General features: G+C 61.5%; 18 protein-coding genes. 9 read left to right on the top strand and 9 right to left on the bottom strand.

Annotation, left to right across the window (positions count from 1 at the left end):
• The first annotated feature begins 10 nt into the window (after window positions 1-10).
• The 3 genes from glpK to AB5Y98_RS16120 all read left to right on the top strand — a co-directional run bounded on the left by glpK (window position 11) and on the right by AB5Y98_RS16120 (window position 4,110).
• Entirely contained in the window at window positions 11-1,513 is a 1,503-nt protein-coding gene (gene glpK, locus AB5Y98_RS16130) for a glycerol kinase GlpK (protein WP_005299552.1), read from the top strand.
• Between the two features lie 197 nt (window positions 1,514-1,710).
• Window positions 1,711-3,687 (top strand): methyl-accepting chemotaxis protein, encoded by a 1,977-nt coding sequence (locus tag AB5Y98_RS16125; protein ID WP_054545139.1) that lies wholly within the window; start codon window positions 1,711-1,713, stop codon window positions 3,685-3,687.
• Window positions 3,688-3,873: 186 nt separating this feature from the next.
• The gene (locus AB5Y98_RS16120) at window positions 3,874-4,110 is read left to right on the top strand and encodes a hypothetical protein (protein WP_042050833.1); all 237 of its coding nucleotides are present in this window, start codon (window positions 3,874-3,876) and stop codon (window positions 4,108-4,110) included.
• Between the two features lie 92 nt (window positions 4,111-4,202).
• Here AB5Y98_RS16120 and AB5Y98_RS16115 read toward each other — a convergent pair whose 3' ends face one another.
• On the bottom strand, window positions 4,203-5,105 hold the full coding sequence (locus AB5Y98_RS16115) for a LysR substrate-binding domain-containing protein (RefSeq protein ID WP_139725641.1): 903 nt from the start codon (window positions 5,103-5,105) through the stop codon (window positions 4,203-4,205).
• A gap of 168 nt (window positions 5,106-5,273) precedes the next feature.
• Here AB5Y98_RS16115 and AB5Y98_RS16110 point away from each other — a divergent pair, with 168 nt between their 5' ends.
• From AB5Y98_RS16110 to AB5Y98_RS16085, 6 genes are all read left to right on the top strand, one after another.
• Window positions 5,274-5,660, top strand: coding sequence for a DUF6404 family protein (locus AB5Y98_RS16110; RefSeq protein ID WP_010634385.1), 387 nt, complete (start codon window positions 5,274-5,276; stop codon window positions 5,658-5,660).
• A 20-nt stretch (window positions 5,661-5,680) separates the two neighbouring features.
• The gene (locus tag AB5Y98_RS16105) at window positions 5,681-6,046 is read left to right on the top strand and encodes a VOC family protein (protein WP_368232273.1); all 366 of its coding nucleotides are present in this window, start codon (window positions 5,681-5,683) and stop codon (window positions 6,044-6,046) included.
• Between the two features lie 282 nt (window positions 6,047-6,328).
• On the top strand, window positions 6,329-7,300 hold the full coding sequence (locus AB5Y98_RS16100; RefSeq protein WP_157835336.1) for a hypothetical protein: 972 nt from the start codon (window positions 6,329-6,331) through the stop codon (window positions 7,298-7,300).
• Window positions 7,301-7,430: 130 nt separating this feature from the next.
• Entirely contained in the window at window positions 7,431-7,727 is a 297-nt protein-coding gene (locus AB5Y98_RS16095) for a putative quinol monooxygenase (RefSeq protein WP_368232272.1), read from the top strand.
• Between the two features lie 46 nt (window positions 7,728-7,773).
• Entirely contained in the window at window positions 7,774-8,577 is an 804-nt protein-coding gene (dkgB, locus tag AB5Y98_RS16090; RefSeq protein ID WP_368232271.1) for a 2,5-didehydrogluconate reductase DkgB, read from the top strand.
• A gap of 565 nt (window positions 8,578-9,142) precedes the next feature.
• Window positions 9,143-10,324: an MFS transporter gene (locus tag AB5Y98_RS16085; RefSeq protein WP_005299532.1), complete on the top strand. Its 1,182-nt coding sequence runs from the start codon at window positions 9,143-9,145 to the stop codon at window positions 10,322-10,324.
• A gap of 83 nt (window positions 10,325-10,407) precedes the next feature.
• Here AB5Y98_RS16085 and AB5Y98_RS16080 read toward each other — a convergent pair whose 3' ends face one another.
• From AB5Y98_RS16080 to AB5Y98_RS16045, 8 genes are all read right to left on the bottom strand, one after another.
• The gene (locus AB5Y98_RS16080; protein WP_010634390.1) at window positions 10,408-11,013 is read right to left on the bottom strand and encodes a DoxX family protein; all 606 of its coding nucleotides are present in this window, start codon (window positions 11,011-11,013) and stop codon (window positions 10,408-10,410) included.
• On the bottom strand, window positions 11,010-11,753 hold the full coding sequence (locus AB5Y98_RS16075) for a putative DNA-binding domain-containing protein (protein WP_024942205.1): 744 nt from the start codon (window positions 11,751-11,753) through the stop codon (window positions 11,010-11,012). Before AB5Y98_RS16075 ends, AB5Y98_RS16080 begins: the two co-directional genes overlap by 4 nt.
• A 43-nt stretch (window positions 11,754-11,796) precedes the next feature.
• Complete coding sequence (locus AB5Y98_RS16070; protein WP_368232270.1) at window positions 11,797-12,657, bottom strand: DUF692 domain-containing protein; 861 nt, start codon at window positions 12,655-12,657, stop codon at window positions 11,797-11,799.
• Window positions 12,645-12,974 carry a hypothetical protein gene (locus AB5Y98_RS16065; protein WP_010634393.1) on the bottom strand — a complete coding sequence of 110 codons (330 nt, stop codon included), beginning with the start codon at window positions 12,972-12,974 and terminating at the stop codon, window positions 12,645-12,647. Before AB5Y98_RS16065 ends, AB5Y98_RS16070 begins: the two co-directional genes overlap by 13 nt.
• Window positions 12,967-13,926, bottom strand: coding sequence for an MBL fold metallo-hydrolase (locus tag AB5Y98_RS16060; RefSeq protein ID WP_139753777.1), 960 nt, complete (start codon window positions 13,924-13,926; stop codon window positions 12,967-12,969). Before AB5Y98_RS16060 ends, AB5Y98_RS16065 begins: the two co-directional genes overlap by 8 nt.
• A 78-nt stretch (window positions 13,927-14,004) precedes the next feature.
• Window positions 14,005-14,127 carry a cytochrome bd-I oxidase subunit CydX gene (gene cydX, locus AB5Y98_RS16055; protein WP_017766001.1) on the bottom strand — a complete coding sequence of 41 codons (123 nt, stop codon included), beginning with the start codon at window positions 14,125-14,127 and terminating at the stop codon, window positions 14,005-14,007.
• A gap of 16 nt (window positions 14,128-14,143) precedes the next feature.
• Window positions 14,144-15,283 carry a cytochrome d ubiquinol oxidase subunit II gene (gene cydB / locus AB5Y98_RS16050; protein ID WP_368232269.1) on the bottom strand — a complete coding sequence of 380 codons (1,140 nt, stop codon included), beginning with the start codon at window positions 15,281-15,283 and terminating at the stop codon, window positions 14,144-14,146.
• On the bottom strand, window positions 15,283-16,854 hold the full coding sequence (locus AB5Y98_RS16045) for a cytochrome ubiquinol oxidase subunit I (protein ID WP_279974394.1): 1,572 nt from the start codon (window positions 16,852-16,854) through the stop codon (window positions 15,283-15,285). Before AB5Y98_RS16045 ends, cydB begins: the two co-directional genes overlap by 1 nt.
• Window positions 16,855-16,904: the final 50 nt, after the last annotated feature.

Raw genomic sequence — 16,904 nt, 5'->3', positions numbered from 1 at the left:
GGAGAACATCATGTCTGCTGAAAAGAAATATGTCGTCGCTCTGGACCAGGGTACCACCTCCTCCCGCGCCATCGTGTTTGACCAGGACGCCAACATAGTCGGTACCTCCCAGCGCGAATTCACCCAGCACTACCCGAAAGCGGGCTGGGTGGAGCACGACCCGATGGAGATCTGGGCGACCCAGTCCTCCGTCTTCACCGAAGTGCTGGCCAAGACTGGCCTGCGCAGCGAAGAGATCGCCGCCATCGGCATCACCAACCAGCGTGAAACCACAGTGGTATGGGAAAAGGCCACCGGCAAACCCATCTACAACGCCATCGTCTGGCAGTGCCGCCGTACCGCGGCCATCTGTGAAGAGCTGAAAGCCCGCGGCCTGGAAGAGTACGTGCGTGAAAACACCGGTCTGGTGCTGGACGCCTACTTCTCCGGCACCAAGGTGAAGTGGATCCTCGACAACGTCGAAGGGGCCCGCGAGAAGGCGATGAACGGCGAGCTGCTGTTCGGCACCATCGATACCTGGCTGGTGTGGAAGATGACCAATGGCGAAGTGCACGTCACCGACCCGACCAACGCCTCCCGTACCATGCTCTACAACATCCGCGACCTGAAGTGGGATCAGCGCATGCTGGACGAGCTGGGCATCCCTGCCTCCATGCTGCCGGAAGTGAAACCCTCTTCCGAGGTGTATGGCTACACCACCCGTGGCGGCGGCTCCCGTATCCCCATCGCCGGTATCGCCGGTGACCAGCAGTCTGCCCTGTTCGGCCAGCTCTGCTTCGAAAAAGGGATGGCCAAGAACACCTACGGCACCGGCTGCTTCATGCTGATGAACACAGGTACCGAGCCGGTTCGCTCCAGCAACGGCCTGCTGACCACGGTCGCCATCGGCCCGAAAGGGGAAGTGAACTACGCGCTGGAAGGTGCGGTGTTTATGGGCGGCGCCACCATCCAGTGGCTGCGTGACGAGCTGAAGATCATTCACGATGCTCGCGACACCGACTACTTTGCCTCCAAGGTGGGCGACACCAACGGCGTCTACCTGGTACCGGCCTTCGTCGGTCTGGGCGCCCCCTACTGGGATCCGTATGCTCGCGGCACCATGGTCGGCCTGACCCGCGGCGCCAACCGCAACCACATCATCCGTGCCGCGCTGGAATCCATCGCCTATCAGAGCCGCGATGTGCTGGACGCCATGCAGCAGGACTCCGGCATCAAGCTGGCCGCCCTGAAGGTGGACGGTGGCGCGGTTGCCAACGACTTCCTGATGCAGTTCCAGGCCGACATGATGCACACCCCGGTAGTGCGTCCGACCCGGATCGAGACCACCGCCATGGGTGCCGCCTTCCTGGCTGGTCTGGCCGTCGGCTTCTGGAAGAGCTCGGAAGAGCTGGAAGACAAGTTCAGCGTGGACCGCGAGTTCATCCCGCAGATGGACCGCGATGATCGCGCCAAGCGCTACAACGGCTGGAAGAAGGCGGTGGAGCGTTCACGCCGCTGGGCCGAAGAGGAGTGATCGGGCAACCGATATCCTTGAAATAAAAACTGAAGGGGCCGACAGCAATGTCGGCCTCTTGTTTTATGGCCTGCCGGTCCCCTGCCAGCCGCCCCTGCCTTGATGACGATTTCATGTCAGCCATTCTCAATTGAGCTATCTATCTATAATCATCTCTTGGGTCGCATATGCGACCTTATTTAATACAGGAGAGCGTTATGGAGCGGGCGATACACCTTGTTAGATTGCAATCACTCTGGTCGGGGCTCGGGATCCGCAGCCGGATCCTGCTCGGAGTAGCCATCCTGATGATCATTGCCATCAGCTGCATCACCCTGATCCTGGAGCAGATCTCCCACGACCAGGCACAGCAGCGGGTGGAACGCTATGAATTGCCAAGCAGCGTGGAGCGCATCGCCAACCAGCTGACCGCCGAACTGACCCAGCACCTGACCGAAGCCGAGGCACTGGCCGGCAACAGCTTTGTCATCGACTGGTTGAGCCAGGAGATGCCCGCCGAGCAGTGGCCGGTCATGGAGCGCTACTTTCTGGCACTGCAGCAACGCATCGGGGGCAATGTGTTTATCGCGCCGCGCCAGAGCGCCACCCTGCTCAACTTCAGCAACGGCACCACGGCCCAGAAGAGACTGAGCGCATCGGATCCCAAAGACGAGTGGTTTTACGGCTTTCTGAAACGGGGCAAGCCCTACGAGCTGAACCTCGACATCTCCGACTTTGACAAGCGTGCCTCCCTCTATATCAATACCGCCGTCACGGCAGGGGGCAAGACTCTGGCGGTGGCCGGCACCTCCATCGACATGAGCGCACTGCGCAAACTCATCAGCAGCTACCGGATAGGCAAGAGCGGGCAGGTCTATCTGGCCGACATGGAGGGTCATATCGAGATCCACCCAGAGCAGGAGCTCAAAGAGGCTGCCCACCATCAGAGCGCCTTCCTCGACACCGTCAGGACGCTGATCCCGGCAGCCAGAGAACAGGTCGCGGTCCAGGCGCTGACGCTTGGGAAAGAGACCTATCTGATCGCCGTGCGCTACATTCCGGCACTCAATCGCCTGCTGATAGGCGAGATCAATGCAGCAGAACTGGAGGAGGGACGCAGCGAATCCCGCCGGCTTATCATCATGGTGTCGCTGGCTATCGGCGGGCTCGCCATGCTGGCCTCCGCCTGGCTCGCCCACTCCATCAGCCGCCCCATTCGCCAGGCCGCCGACGGCATGCACCACATCACCGCCGATCGGGATCTGGCGACCCGCCTCGACTTCTCGGATCAGTCGGAGCTGGGCCAGATGGCGCAGAGCTTCAACCGCTTGATCCAGAGCCTGAACCAGAGTTTCTCCCGCTTCCAGCAGTCAGGCAGCGCCCTCTCGGCCCAGTCCTCCCAATCCCTGCATCAGGCGCAGGCCCTGGCAGGAGAGGCCTGCCAGCAGGCTCAGAGCATCCAGGAGCTGAGCAGCGTGGTCGCCCTCATCGGCGACAATGCCGAGCAGATTGCCGGTCGCTCGGAGGGGGTCAACGAGGTGACCCACCGCATCGCCGATCACATGCTCGCCATCGAGCGGGACGTCAGTCAGAGCGCCCAGCAGCTCGACACCCTGCGCAGCAGCATCGGCAGCTCCTCCGCCTTGCTCGAAGAGGTGGTCAAGGACAGCAACAACATCACCCAGATCATGAACCTCATCCGTGACGTCTCGAACCAGACCAACCTGCTGGCGCTCAACGCCGCCATCGAGGCGGCGCGGGCGGGCGAGATGGGGCGCGGCTTTGCCGTAGTGGCCGACGAGGTGCGCCAGCTGGCGGTGCGCACCCAGACCGCCACCAAGGATGTGCAGGATCTCATCCTGCGCCTGCAGGAGGGTACCCGCCAGGCCAGCGGCTCCATGGCTGACTCCCGCACCCTGAGTGAAGAGAGCCATGACCGCATGCATCAGGCCAGGGCGGTGTTGATGGATGCCAGCCGCCAGATCAAGCAGACCGCCCTCGAGATAAACGAGATCAGTGCGCTGGCCCAGGCGCAGGATCAGCAGATGGGACAAGCCAGAGCGGCGCTGGACGAGCTGGCCATGGTGGCCGAGCACCAGCGCGAACATGCAGAGGAGAGCAATGCCGCCAGTCGCGAGCTGTTCGAACTGGCCAAGGCGATAGACGAGCAGATCCGCCAATACCGGATCGGCTGAACCGCCTTAGCTCAAACAAGACGCCACCCTGGGGTGGCGTTTTCATTTTGCGAACGATTTTGCATCACTCCCGAAACGGGAATGGCATGCACATACACAACTGATTGATAAGTAACACGAAAAACTTTGGAACGGCCATTGCTAGTCATCGTTGAGTCATATCAGACGCAACCCAGGGACATCGCCATGAAGCCGACCACCACTCACACCCCCACCGCCCAAACCTGTGTCACCCACAAGGCGGCGCTGACCCCCCGTGAAGGCACCTTGCTGATGATGGTTGCCCAGTTGCTGGTGCTCACCTGCATCGTCCTGGCCGCCACCCTGGCTGAGCTCCCCTGGTATGGGACGTTGCTGCTGGCCGTGCCGCCTGCCATGGGTGGCGCTCTGCTCAGCCGGGTATGGGGCAGATTGCCCCGCTAAGCCCTCCCCACCTTCCCAGGCAGACGGCCGCCCCTTGAGGCGGCCGTCTGCTTATTCGCTGAAGCCCCTACCCCCTTCACCCGGCCGCGGGATCACAGGGCATGACAGCCCAGCTGCTCTTTGAGGAAATCGAGCCAGACCCGCAGCCGGATGTCGCGCTGGGCATCGGAGTAGAAGACCGCATTGATGGGGCGCGAGGCGCCGCTGTTGCTGCGGGCCAGCACCTCCACCAGGGCCCCGCTCGTCCGATCCGGCCCGGTCATGAAATCCGACAGACAGACGATCCCCTGCCCCCGCAGCGCCAGCTGGCGCAGGGTTTCACCGCTGCTGGCGCGCAGGGTCGGGGTGATGGGAAAGCGATCCCCCTGCTCCTGGCTCAGAAGCGGCCAGTGGTTGAGGTGATCGGGGTGCAAAAAGCCGAGCAGCTCGTGCCCGCTCAGCAGATCCGCCGGCTGGCGCGGTGTGCCGTGCTCGCGCAAATAGTCGGGGGAGGCCAGCAGCCGCAGCCGCGAGCGGCCCAGCGGCAGCGCCCGCAGGGAAGAATCTGTCAGTTCGCCGATGCGAATGGCCATGTCCACCCGCCGCTCCATCAGGTTGATAAAGCCCTCGGAGCTGTGCAGTTGCAGCTCGATGGCGGGATAACGGCGGCGAAACTCGCCGATGATGGGCACCAGCCGGTGCAGGATGAAAGGAGTGGCGGCATCGACCCGCAATACCCCCTCCGGCTGCTCGCGGCGCATCAGCAGCAGCCCCTCCGCCTCGCTCATCTCGGTCAGGATCTTCACCGCCCGCTGATAGAACCAGCCCCCCTCCTCGGTCAGGCTGACCCGCCTGGTGGTGCGATTGAGCAGCACGGTGGCGAGCTTCTCCTCGAGCCGCTTGATGCCGCGGCTCACCACCGAATTGTCCATGCCGAGGTTCTCCGCCGCCTGGCGAAAGCTGCCCGCCTCCACCACCGCCACAAACAGGGTCAGTTCATCAGAATGGGTCTTCATTGCTGCAATCCCGACAAGAGTAATGGGCCTTTATAGGCGCAATGTCCTTGGGTTGGCAAGTGAGGCGTCGCTTCGTATCGTGACATACCGCCTGTTTTATCTCCGTCCTTGTCAGTACAATGCCGTCAACTGGCATCGTATGGCGCCACGCTATTACAAGGACGACCTATGATATTCGACAACAGGCTGGCCGCCGCCCACCGGGAGCTGGCAGAGAAAGGCGTGCAGACGCTCAACTACAACCCGCCGATCACCTGGCTGCTGCGAAAGGCGGGGTTCACCATCAGGCCGCCCCACTACGAACGCTTTCTGGTCAATGTCCTTGCTCTGGGGATCCCCACTGGCGCTATCTGGGGGGTGTTGATGTGGTTCTTCGGCTGGCAACATGAGGTGAGCCCGGCATTTGCCCTGCGCCAGAGCCTGCTGTTTGGCATAGGGGTCGGTCTGCTGATGGCAACCTGGCTCTGGTTTCGGCGCAAGCAGCTCAAGCTGACCCCTTGGGACGCCTTGCCCCACTCCACGATCCGCACGCAAAAACGCTGGCAACCGAAATAATCACCGACAAGGAGATCCTCATGACCAGGGCCCATGAAAAACTGAACTATGTGGAGTTTGCGGCCAGGGATCTTGCCGCCACCAAAGCCTTCTTTCAGGCCGCTTTCGGCTGGCAATTTGCCGATTATGGCCCCGATTACTGCGCCTTCGAGGGAGAAGGGCTGGATGGCGGCTTCTATCGCGCAGATCTCTACAGCCAGAGTGCGCAAGGCGGCGCCCTGCTGGTGTTCTACAGCGCCGATATTGTCGCAACCCAGACCAAGGTGACCAGCGCAGGGGGCACCATAGTTCGGCCCCTGTTCGACTTTCCCGGTGGCCGCCGCTTTCACTTCGTCGAGCCCAGCGGCAATGAATTTGCGGTCTGGTCGGAGCCGGCCAGCGCCTGATGGCAAAAGGGCGCCCTGCTGGTGTTCTATAGCCCCATATTGCTGAGACCCAGAGCAAGGTAGCTAGCGCGGGGGCACCATAGTTAGTGTCCCTGTTCGATTTTCCCGCTGGCTGCAGCTTCCACTTTGTTGAACCCCGAAAAATGAATTTGCAGTCTGGTCTGGGCCAGACTGCATCTAACCCCTATGGGGAAGCAAGTCAGCATTTTTCAGCTGCTTATTCTATGCGATATCATGCTATTATATTTCGGCGCTAGGACTATTACAGGATAACACTGAAAAATGATGTTCCCGACAGAATTTGAGCGTTCTCATGAATTGTGTTTATATATTCACGATGTCATGGTGGAATTTATTAAGTCTGGGGAGATGCATGATGTTTTCAATCAGTCTATAAATATAAATGAAGAAGAAGTTTCTTCTTTAGAAAAGACCGACCAACATATCTTGGATTGGCTTGAAGAAAATAACAGAAGTGAGCAAAGAAATTTAGTAATACGAACTGTTGTGCTGCCAGCAGTCTTATCAGACATGTTACATTGTATTTTTGAATGCCTATCTACATCCAAAAAAGGTAAAATGGCAGTTTCCTTTATGTTGTTGCGAAAACCATTACAGGAAAGCTTATATCTGCTTGAGTCAATGGCGATAGATAAAAATTCATTTGTAGAGCATTTATCTAAAAACCCATTATTTCTCAGACCTAAAAATGGAGGTGGGCCAGTAGGCCATGCTCAACGAATAGACATTGTTTTAGATAAGATGGGGTTAAGGGAAATATTCAGCAGTCAATATATTTCTGAATTACGGTATGACAAAAAGAGCTATGATAGCTTCGATAGAGTTTGTAATCATGCGATGCATCTTTTTACCGAACACTCATCGATAAAAACAGATTTACTGAACATAAATTTTATTTTTTCAGGTGTTGAACAAATTTATAGTCAGCAACGATATTTATACACAAGGCTTCCATATTTACTTTATTATATATATTGCCTTTTTGAATATGTTGCTAGCGATATTGCACCAACGACTTCAGAATATGTTGAAAATATCAACCGTAGAATATCCGCATATTTTCTAATGGCCTACATCGATATGGATAATGAATTTATTACTGATGAGATACATAGACTAGCTAATCTTTTTAGGTATTCATTACAAATAGATCAGACACAATCGTTGAACTCATCCTCAATTATCAAAAGACTGGTTCATATAGCAGAAACAGGGTCACTAATGACAAATTAAGATAATCAGTCATAAAAAATCTCACTACCGCGATTGCTGCTCTCCCTTCAATACTGTTTTGTGGCCAGCGCCCTGTTTCCTGTGATAGACGGCGGGCATACTGACCCTTCGTTTTTGCAAGGAGGTTCAGATGTCATCCCCCGTGATTGTGATTGCCCAGCTTGAAGCCAAACCCGAATTCGCCCCCCAGTTTCGCGCCGCCCTGGATCCCTTGATCGCGGCCACCTTGCAGGAGGCTGGCTGCCTGCGCTACCAGTTGCATCAGGATTTGGACAATCCCCACAGCTGGATGCTCTACGAGGTGTGGGAGAGCGATGCCGCCCTTACCGCCCATCAGGGCCAACCCCATTTCACCGAATTTGTCGCCACGGCCGAACCCTGGTTTGCCGGCAGCACCATTCGCCGCTATCAACCGCTGGACGCCTGATGTGCCGCGCCGCCGAGCGCATTTTTACAACCCATTCGAGGAATAAATGATGAAGATGCCCAACCTGGGTCTTGGTACCTTTCGCCTGACCGGCCAACCCCTGCGCGACTCCCTGCTGCAGGGGCTCGAGCTTGGCTACCGCCATATCGATACCGCCCAGATCTACGCCAACGAGGCCGAAGTGGGCCAGCTGATGCGCGAGAGCGGCGTGCCCCGCCAGGATATCTACCTGACCACCAAGGTGTGGACCAGCGAGTTTGGTCCGGGCAAGGTGATCCCGAGCCTGGAGGTGAGCCTGGAAAAACTGGGCACCGACTATCTGGATCTGGCGCTGATCCACTGGCCCTCCCCCAGGGATGAGGTGCCGATGACGGTCTATCTGGAGCAGCTGGCCGAGGCCAAGGCCCGGGGCCTGACTCGCGAGATCGGGGTCTCCAACTTTACCGTGGCCCAGCTCAAACAGGCCATCGAGATCCTGGGGCCGGGCGCCATCGCCCACCAGCAGGTGGAGATCCACCCGCTGCTGCAAAACCGCAAGGTGGTGGAGTTCTGCAAGGATCACGGCATCGCCATCACCGCCTATATGCCGCTGGCCTATGGCAAGGTGCTCACCGAGCCGCTGCTGATGGAAATTGGCCAGCGCCACGGCGTCTCGGCGGCCCAGGTGTCGCTGGCCTGGCTGATGGCCCAGGGCATGACGGTGATCCCGAGCTCCACCAAGCGGGAGAATCTGGCCGCCAACCTGGCGGCGCTGAAGGTCACCCTCACTGCCGACGAGCTGGCCGCCATCGCCACCCTGGAGCGGGGCGAGCGCTGTGCCAACCCGGACTTTGCGCCAGATTGGGATTAAAGGGAAGTGGAGCCATGGCCTCTCGCTTAGGCGGCGGATAGCGGCAACCCTCACGAGCCTATTGCAGCCACGGACTATCCCCTCTCCCTGTGGGAGAGGGTCAGGGTGAGGGCAAGCTCCTCTTTTTGGGTCATCAGGCCCCCCTCATCCCCAACCCTTCTCCCGCAAGGGGAGAAGGGAGCAAAGAAAACCCGACAACATCGACGAGAACCTGAGCGGGAGGCATCATGCCTCCCGCTTTTTTGTCTCCAACACAGCACCACAGCCGCCCGTGCCGATCTCCCAGCGCCTTCCCTCAACCCTTTACTTATTACCTCTTTCCTCTTTTCTCTTTGTCTGGGCTCGCTATGCACGGATTGCTGCCGTGCGCGTTGTCTCTGCACCCACCTCGTGCGCTACCAGTTGTACTTGCCGCGTTGCCTCAGCCACTCCAGCAACCCCATTTCACGGCGCATTGCTGCTGATTTGGCAAAAGTAATTTGATGTCGCCGTCATTTTTGCCAACAAACGCCCTCGGCATACTGGCGCCACTCTCCCGTCGGGAGTCACCATCCAAGGAGTTGTTATGCCACTGGCGTTGTTTGCCCTCACCTTAAGTGCCTTTGCGATCGGCACCACCGAATTCGTGATCGTGGGGCTTATCCCCACCATCGCAGAACAGCTGAATGTCTCGCTCCCCTCGGCGGGCCTCTTGGTCAGCCTCTATGCCCTTGGGGTGGCCATCGGCGCCCCCGTGCTCACGGCGCTGACCGGCAAGGTACCGCGCAAGTGGCTGCTGGTAGGGCTGATGGCGCTCTTTACCGCCGGCAACCTGTTGGCCTGGCAGGCCCCCGGTTACGAGAGCCTGATCCTGGCCCGCATCCTGACCGGGCTGGCCCACGGGGTCTTCTTCTCGGTAGGCAGCACCATCGCCACCGGCCTAGTGGCCAAAGAGAAAGCGGCCAGCGCCATCGCCATCATGTTCAGCGGCCTCACCATCGCGCTGGTGACCGGCGTCCCGCTCGGCACCTGGATTGGTCAGGTCTTCGGCTGGCGCGACACCTTTCTGGTGGTGAGCCTGCTGGGGCTGGTCGCCATGGTGGGCAGCCTGCTGCTGATCCCCAATAACCTGCCCAAAGGAGCCGCCTCGACTATCCGCGAGCAGCTCTCGGTGCTCACCAAAAAGCCGCTGCTGCTGGTCTACGCCAAGACAGCGCTCGGTTACGGCGGCGCCTTCACCGCCTTTACCTTCCTCGCCCCCATCTTGCAGCAGGTGAGCGGCTTTAGCGCCGGCGCGGTGAGCCTCATTCTGCTGGTGTACGGAGTGTCGGTCGCCGTCGGCAATATCTGGGGCGGCAAGCTGGCCGATCGCATGGGCCCGCTGCCTGCGTTGAAGCTGCTGTTTGCCGGTCTCGCATTGGTGCTGCTGGTGCTCACCTTCACCGCGCCACACCCGGTGCTGGCGGTGCTCACCGTGCTGGTGTGGGGCGCTTTTGCCTTTGGCAACGTACCGGGCCTGCAGGTGCTGGTGGTGAAACAGGCCGAGCAGCACACGCCGAGGGCGGTGGATGTGGCCTCCGGCCTCAATATCGCCGCCTTCAACGTCGGCATCGCGCTGGGCTCCGTGGTCGGCGGCCTGGTGGTGGAGCACCTTGGCCTGATGCACACCCCCTGGATCGGCGCGCTGATCGTGCTGCTGGCCTACGGCCTCACCCATGTCAGCGAGCGGCAAGCCGCCCGGATGGCACAAGCCTGCCCCCAGTACTGAAACCGCAGGCCTTTGCTCTGCAAAATAAAAACGAGCGGCTGATGCCGCTCGTCTCGCTTTCACGCTCTGCTCATTCGTTTTTGTTATGCCGCTTGCGGCCCGGCCTTGCCCGTCACGGCGCGTGCCAGCCAGTAGTCGAGGCTGACGTAGCGCCCGCCGCCGTACACCAGCAGTACCAGCAGCATCACGAAGTAGGTGGCGGCAAACTCCATCCCGTTGTTGAGCATCACCGGATCCCCAAGCTCGGTGATGTAGTTGTAACGACCGGGGAAGTTGGCGGCCAGCCACTCGATAAAGCCGTTGAGGCGCAATGTCGCCTCCATGCTGCCGGTGGCGATGGCATCCCAGCCGTGCTTCCAGTGCACCATGGCGCTCGCCACGCTCATCAGGAAGATGGTCGGAATGGCCATGACTCGGGTAAAGAGACCAAGGGCGATGCAGATGCAGCCCAGCACCTCGGTGCCCGCCGCCAGAAAGGCAAGCAGGGTCGGGAACGGCAGGTTGAGCCCCCCTTCCGAGGCTGGCGCGCCAAACCAGGCGACCGTGCCGGCAAACCCCACCACCTTGGAGTGGGCCCCCACATAGATGACCGGGATGAGGTAGAGGCGAATGGCCAGCAGGGCCAGAAAATCGAGCCGCTTGCACTGGGCCACGGCCCGCTCGTACCAATGGATAAGGGTGTTGTTCATGGGATGTCTCCTTGGAAAGGGGGTACCTGACGTTCAATGGATGGGGGTTCTATGGATGGCGGTTGAGTGACCAGCAGGCCGAGCCGGTGAAAATGGCGGGCCCACCCCAGCAGATCAAAACCGCTGCGATAGGGGTGCACCTGGGCGGCCAACCCGGCCACGCTGACCCCTTGCTGCTGCCCAAGCAGCTGCAGCAGGGCCACATCGAATTCGCGCAGCGCCTGGCTGACCAGCTGATGGGCAGGGCAGCGAAACAGGGCGCAGAGCTGAGGCGCCTGACCGGCTGCCACCACCCGCCCCTGCTGGATCACAAAGGGCAGCGTCAGCAACTGCAGGGTGGGATTGAGCCAGAGCGGGCTGCCCATCTCCACCGCTTCCCCTGCGAGCGGGTGCGGCACCTGCGCCTCGTCAATCTCGACGCACAGGCAGGCCCACTCATACTCCAGCAGCGCCAGCCGCAGCCCGGGCCAGTTGAGCCAACCCTCCCCCTGGCGAAGTTGCACATGGCGCACCAGCTCGGTGGCAATCTGGTGAAAGGCGGGCTCGATCGCGCCATGGTGGGCGACGAAGCCATTCACCAGCGCATCGCGCTCAACCGGCGTCAGGTGGTTCAGAGTGAGCGCGAAGGTACTCTCCAGCACCGCCTCGACATTGGCCCGCACACTGCGCACATAGTGGGGGGCTAGCTCGACTGCCGACTCCCGTATGCAACCGGCCAGCCACTCGGTCTGCTGCCACAGCCGGGGCGGGACCGCTGCGGCAGGCCATGCCGCTTGCTCTCGCCTAGTCATGACACACCTCCCGACCCGCAGGATGCGCCATCACCTCGCAGCAGGCCTGATGGACCCGGGCCAGCTCGGCCTCCAGCACGGGCAAGGGGGGCAGATGATGATCCCGCTCCAGCAGCAGGGGGCGCAGGCCGTGGGTCTGCACCGTATAACGGGCCAGCGCCACCACCTCCTCGCAGACCGGACGACCATGGGTATCCAGCAGGGTGCCGTCCGCCTCTTCCAGATGGCCGGCGATATGGAAGTAGCGGATCGCCTGGCCCGGCAGCCCGGCAATCATCCGCTCGGGGCAGTAGCCGTGGTTGCGGCTGTTCACAAAAACGTTGTTGATGTCGAGCAGCAGCTCGCAACCGCTGCGCGCCACCAGCTCGGTCAGAAACGCCTCCTCCGCCATCTCGTGCTCATAGCCGTGGTAGTAGGAGATGTTCTCCAGCACCAGCGGGCGGGCCAGCGCATCCTGTACCTGCCGGATCCGATCCGCCAGATAAGTGAGGTTCTCCCACTGGCGCGGCACCGGCAGCAGCTCGTAGAGATAGCCCCGGGCATCCCGGGAAAAGCTCAGGTGCTCGCTATAGATCTCGATGGCAAACTCGTCGAGAAAGGCGCGGATCTGGCCGAGCAGGGTCATATTGAGCGGCTGGCAATCGCCGAGGGAGAGGCTGAGCCCGTGGGCCACCAGTGGATAGCGCGCGGCGATCTGCTGCAGTTGCTCCCGCCTGGCGCCGCCAATGGCCATCCAGTTCTCCGGTGCCAGCTCGAGAAAGTCGATGCCGGGGCGGGCAGGCGCCGCACAGAGCTGGGCCAGATGCTCCTGGCGCAGCCCTACGCCACGGCTGCTGGCGCTTATTGGCCGCATACCCCCTCCGTCATCTTGCTCTCCTGGCGCTGGGTCTCGCCGTTGATCCCCTGCTCCGCCAGACCACACTTGCCATCGCGGGCGCGCACCAGCCGACCCTGTGGATCGCTGTCGAGGGCCTGCTTCTCGAAGCGCTTCTCGGTGCCGCACTTGCCGGCCGCACACTTGCCGCCGTGCTGTTCGCTCGGCGCCGCCTTCACCGGCGCCTCGCTCGGGGTGGCCGCCAGCGCAAGCCCAGGGGTCAGCGCGATCAGGCCGGTCATGGCGATGGAGAGGCTCAGTTTGCAGGAGGTTTTGATGCTGCTTGCGTTACTCATGGCTGGACTCCTTGACGGATGAAACGGGGTAACTGGAGAGATCGCGGGCGGCCACCACCTGGCCGTGGAACTGCTGCTTGACGATGGCCATCGCCTCCTTCTTGTGATTGAGACCGACCCCCATCCAGTGGTTCAGCACCAGCAGCTTGGGGTTCACTTCGGCGGCAATCCTGGCGACCACCGAGGGCTTGGCATGGAGCGAGGCGGAGACGGGATCGGCGCCCTCGTGGATGGCGAGCGGCATCACCAGGATGTCGGCCCCCTTGGCAAACGGCACAAAAGCCGGATTGCTGCCGTTCTGATCCGCCGAGATGACGATGGTCCCCTCGGCGCTCTCGATGCGATAGGCCAGACAGGGCACGTCCCCGTGGGGGATGCCGAGCGCCGTGATGGTCAGGCCATCCTGCTGATAGACCTGTTGCGGCCTGGGTGTCTGGTAGGGCACATCGCGCACATTGATGGGGAAGAGACCATCAGTGCCATCCTTGAAGCCGCCGAGGTAGGCATAGGCCCCCTTGCTCGGGTTGAACAGGGCGTCAAAGTAGCCGCTCATGCTGGGGAAGGCCGAGCCGGCTTGCGGCCCCGCCAGATCGAGAGGATCGCTGCGCTTGAAGAAGTAGGCCCCCTTGAGCAGCGCAGGCAGGTCGGTCACATGGTCGGTGTGAAAGTGGGTGATGCCAATGAAGTCGACCTCTTCGAGCTTGGCGCCCGCCTGGCCGAAGCGCAGATAGACGCCGCCACCGGCATCGATCAGGATGCGCGATTTGCCCTTCCACCAGATCACCTCGCTGGAGGAGGCGCGCAGATCGTCGGAGATGGGGCCGCCGCTGCCGAGCACCTGCAGGGTGAATGCCTTGTCCAGTGGCGTCAGTTGTACGGGCTCGGCCCAGGCCGGCGCGGTGGCGAGCGCGCAGCCGATGGCCAGCGTCACCGCTTTGATTGTCTGTTTCATAACGGATTACCTGTCGGTTGGATGACAAGAGAAAGGGGTCGGGGTGAGGCAGTGTCTGCCCTCCCCGACCGAGGGGGATCAGGGTTGAGAGCGGGGCTCATCCCGTTCATCGGCTTCCCAGCGTGCTTCCAGCCAGAGCAGGTTGCACAGGCCCAGCAGCAGGGCGAAACCCAGGCCCAAAATCCAGGTGAAGTACCACATAGCGGCTCCCTTGGGGTCAGTAGAGTTGATGGCTGTCGCGCTTGATGCCGGCACGATCCAGCTTGCCGCGCACCACCCGGTAGACCCAGCCGGTGTAGCCGAGGTTGATGGGCATCAGCACCAGCACGATCCCGAACATGATGGTCAGGGTCTTGAAGCTGGAGGTGCCGTCCCACAGGGTCAGGCTGCTGGCCGGATCCAGCGACGAGGGCAGCACGAAGGGGAACAGGGCGATGGCCACCGAGCAGAGCATGGCGGCGCAGGCCAGGCCGCTGGCCAGCAGTGCCAGCCGACCCTTCTCCTGCCAGGCGGCGATGCCGCTGGCCAGCGGTGCCAGGGCGCCGATGAGGGGCACCAGCCACAGCAGCGGGTAGTCAAAGTAGTTGCCAAGCCAGCCGCAGGCGTGGGGGATCACCCCCTTCATCAACGGGCTGATGGCGGCATTGGGGTCAAAGGGCTGGCCCGCCAGGCCGGTCAGTTGATAACCCGGCAACCCCAACAGATGCCAGCCGGCCAGCAGATAGCAGAGGGTCACCAGCGGTGCCAACAGGATGGCGAGGCCACGGGCCCGCAGTGCAGGGGTCCCCGTTACCTTGGCCTGCAGGAAGCTGGCGCCGTGCAGCAGCAGCAGGCTCACCCCGGTCGCCACCGCGCTGGCAATCCAGCTCCAGTGGAAGTCGAAGGCCCCGTAGTGCAGGCGCAGTGCGCTGTCGAAGCGAAACGGCAGGCCCTGCATCACCAGCGCGATGGCGGCAGAGAGCACCAGGGTCGGCACCAGACCACCGGCCACCAGGGCGCGATCCCACCAGCGGCGCCAGAGGGGATCGGCCAGCTTGCTGCGATAGTCAAACCCCACCGGGCGCAGGAAGAGGCCAAGCAGCAGCACTATCATGGGCACATAGAGCGCCGAGAAGGCGGCGGCATAGACCAGCGGCCAGGCGGCGAACAGGGCGCCGGCACCGGCGATGAGCCACACCTGGTTGCCCTCCCACACCGGCCCCACGCTGTTGATCACCAGTCGGCGGTCTTCATCCTCTTTCGAAACCACCGGCAGCAGCATGGCGATACCGAGGTCGAAGCCATCCATCACGATGAAGCCGACCAGCATGAACAGCACCAGCCCCCACCAGATGAGTTTCAGGGTTTCATAATCCATCAGGCGATCCTCGCAAGTTCGGGTTGTTCACCGCTGTAGCGGCCGGTATGCAGCACGGCGGGCCCCTGGCGGATCACGCGGCGCAGCAGGAACAGCTCCACCACCAGCAGGCAGGAGTAAATGAGACAGATGGAGATCAGGCTGAACCAGAGCTGGCCCGGCTGCAGCAGCGACACCGAGGCCGACACCGGCAGCACGTCGCTGATGGTCCAGGGCTGGCGACCGAACTCGGCCACGAACCAGCCCGCCTCGATGGCAATCCAGGGCAACGGAATGCTCCACAGCAGCGCCTTGAGCAGGCGGGGCGAGGCGAGCAGCCGGTTGCGGCAGAGCTGGACGAAGCCCGCCACGAACAGTCCGAACATCACTACCCCCAACCCGACCATGATCCGAAAGCCCCAGAACAGCGGCGCCACCTGCGGCACCGAGTCTTCCACCGCCCTGGCGATCTCGGCCTCACCGGCCTTGGCGATGTTGCTGGCATAGGGGGTGAGCAACAGCCCGTAGCCGAGATCCTGGCCGTGCTGGTCGAACAGCGCACGGTTCTCGGCCGAGTCGTTGCCGGCGCGGATCTGCTCGAGCGCCCCGGCGGCCACCATACCGCTGCGAATGCGGGTCTCGTGCTGGGCCTTGAGATCCTTGATGCCGGTCACCGCCTCATCGAGGGAGCGGGTGGCGATGATGCCCATCAGATAGGGTATTTTGACCGCAGCGTGAGTGGTCTCGGCCCCCTGATCCGGGAAGCCGAACAGGGTGAAGGCGGCCGGCGCGGGCTCCGTCTCCCACTCCGCCTCGATGGCGGCCAGCTTGACCTTCTGCACCTCGCCGGTGCGATAGCCCGACTCGTCACCCAGCACGATGACCGAGAGGATGGCGGCCAGCCCAAAGCCCGAGGCGATGGCAAAGGAGCGCAGGGCGAAGCGCACCTCCATGCGGCGCAGCAGATACCAGCTGCTCACCCCCATCACGAACAGGGAGGCGGCCACGTAGCCCGCCGCCACCGTGTGCACGAACTTGACCTGGGCCACCGGGTTGAAGATCACCGCGGCCACGTCCACCAGTTCCATGCGCTGGGTCACCAGGTTGAACTCGGCGCCCACCGGGTTCTGCATCCAGCCGTTGCCGATCAGGATCCAGAGCGCGGAGAGGTTGGAACCGAGCGCCACCAGCATGGTCACCAGCAGATGCTGACCGCGGGAGAGCTTGTCCCAGCCGAAAAAGAAGAGCCCCACCAGGGTCGACTCGAGGAAGAAAGCCATCAACCCCTCCACCGCCAGCGGGGTGCCGAAAATGTCCCCCACATACTGGGAGTAGTAGGCCCAGTTGGTGCCGAACTGGAACTCCAGGGTGATGCCTGTGGTCACCCCCATCACGAAGTTGATGCCAAACAGCTTGCCCCAGAAACGGGTGATGTCCTTGTAGATCACCTTGCCGGTCATCACATAGGCCGACTCTGCGATCACCAGGATCCAGGACAGCCCCAGCGTGAGGGGCACAAACAGGAAGTGGAACATGGCCGTGGCGCCAAATTGCAGGCGCGACAGGCTGACCACGTCATCCGGATTGATCATGCGTCACTCTCTTTTGTTGTATTTACCTTGCACGTTTTGTGCGAGACAAG

This window comes from Aeromonas sp. s3 (genome assembly GCF_040907805.1).
Classification (GTDB): Bacteria; Pseudomonadota; Gammaproteobacteria; order Enterobacterales; family Aeromonadaceae; genus Aeromonas; species Aeromonas dhakensis.
The sequence above is the reverse complement of the archived record's forward strand: the minus strand, read 5'-3'. Positions and strand labels throughout refer to the sequence as shown.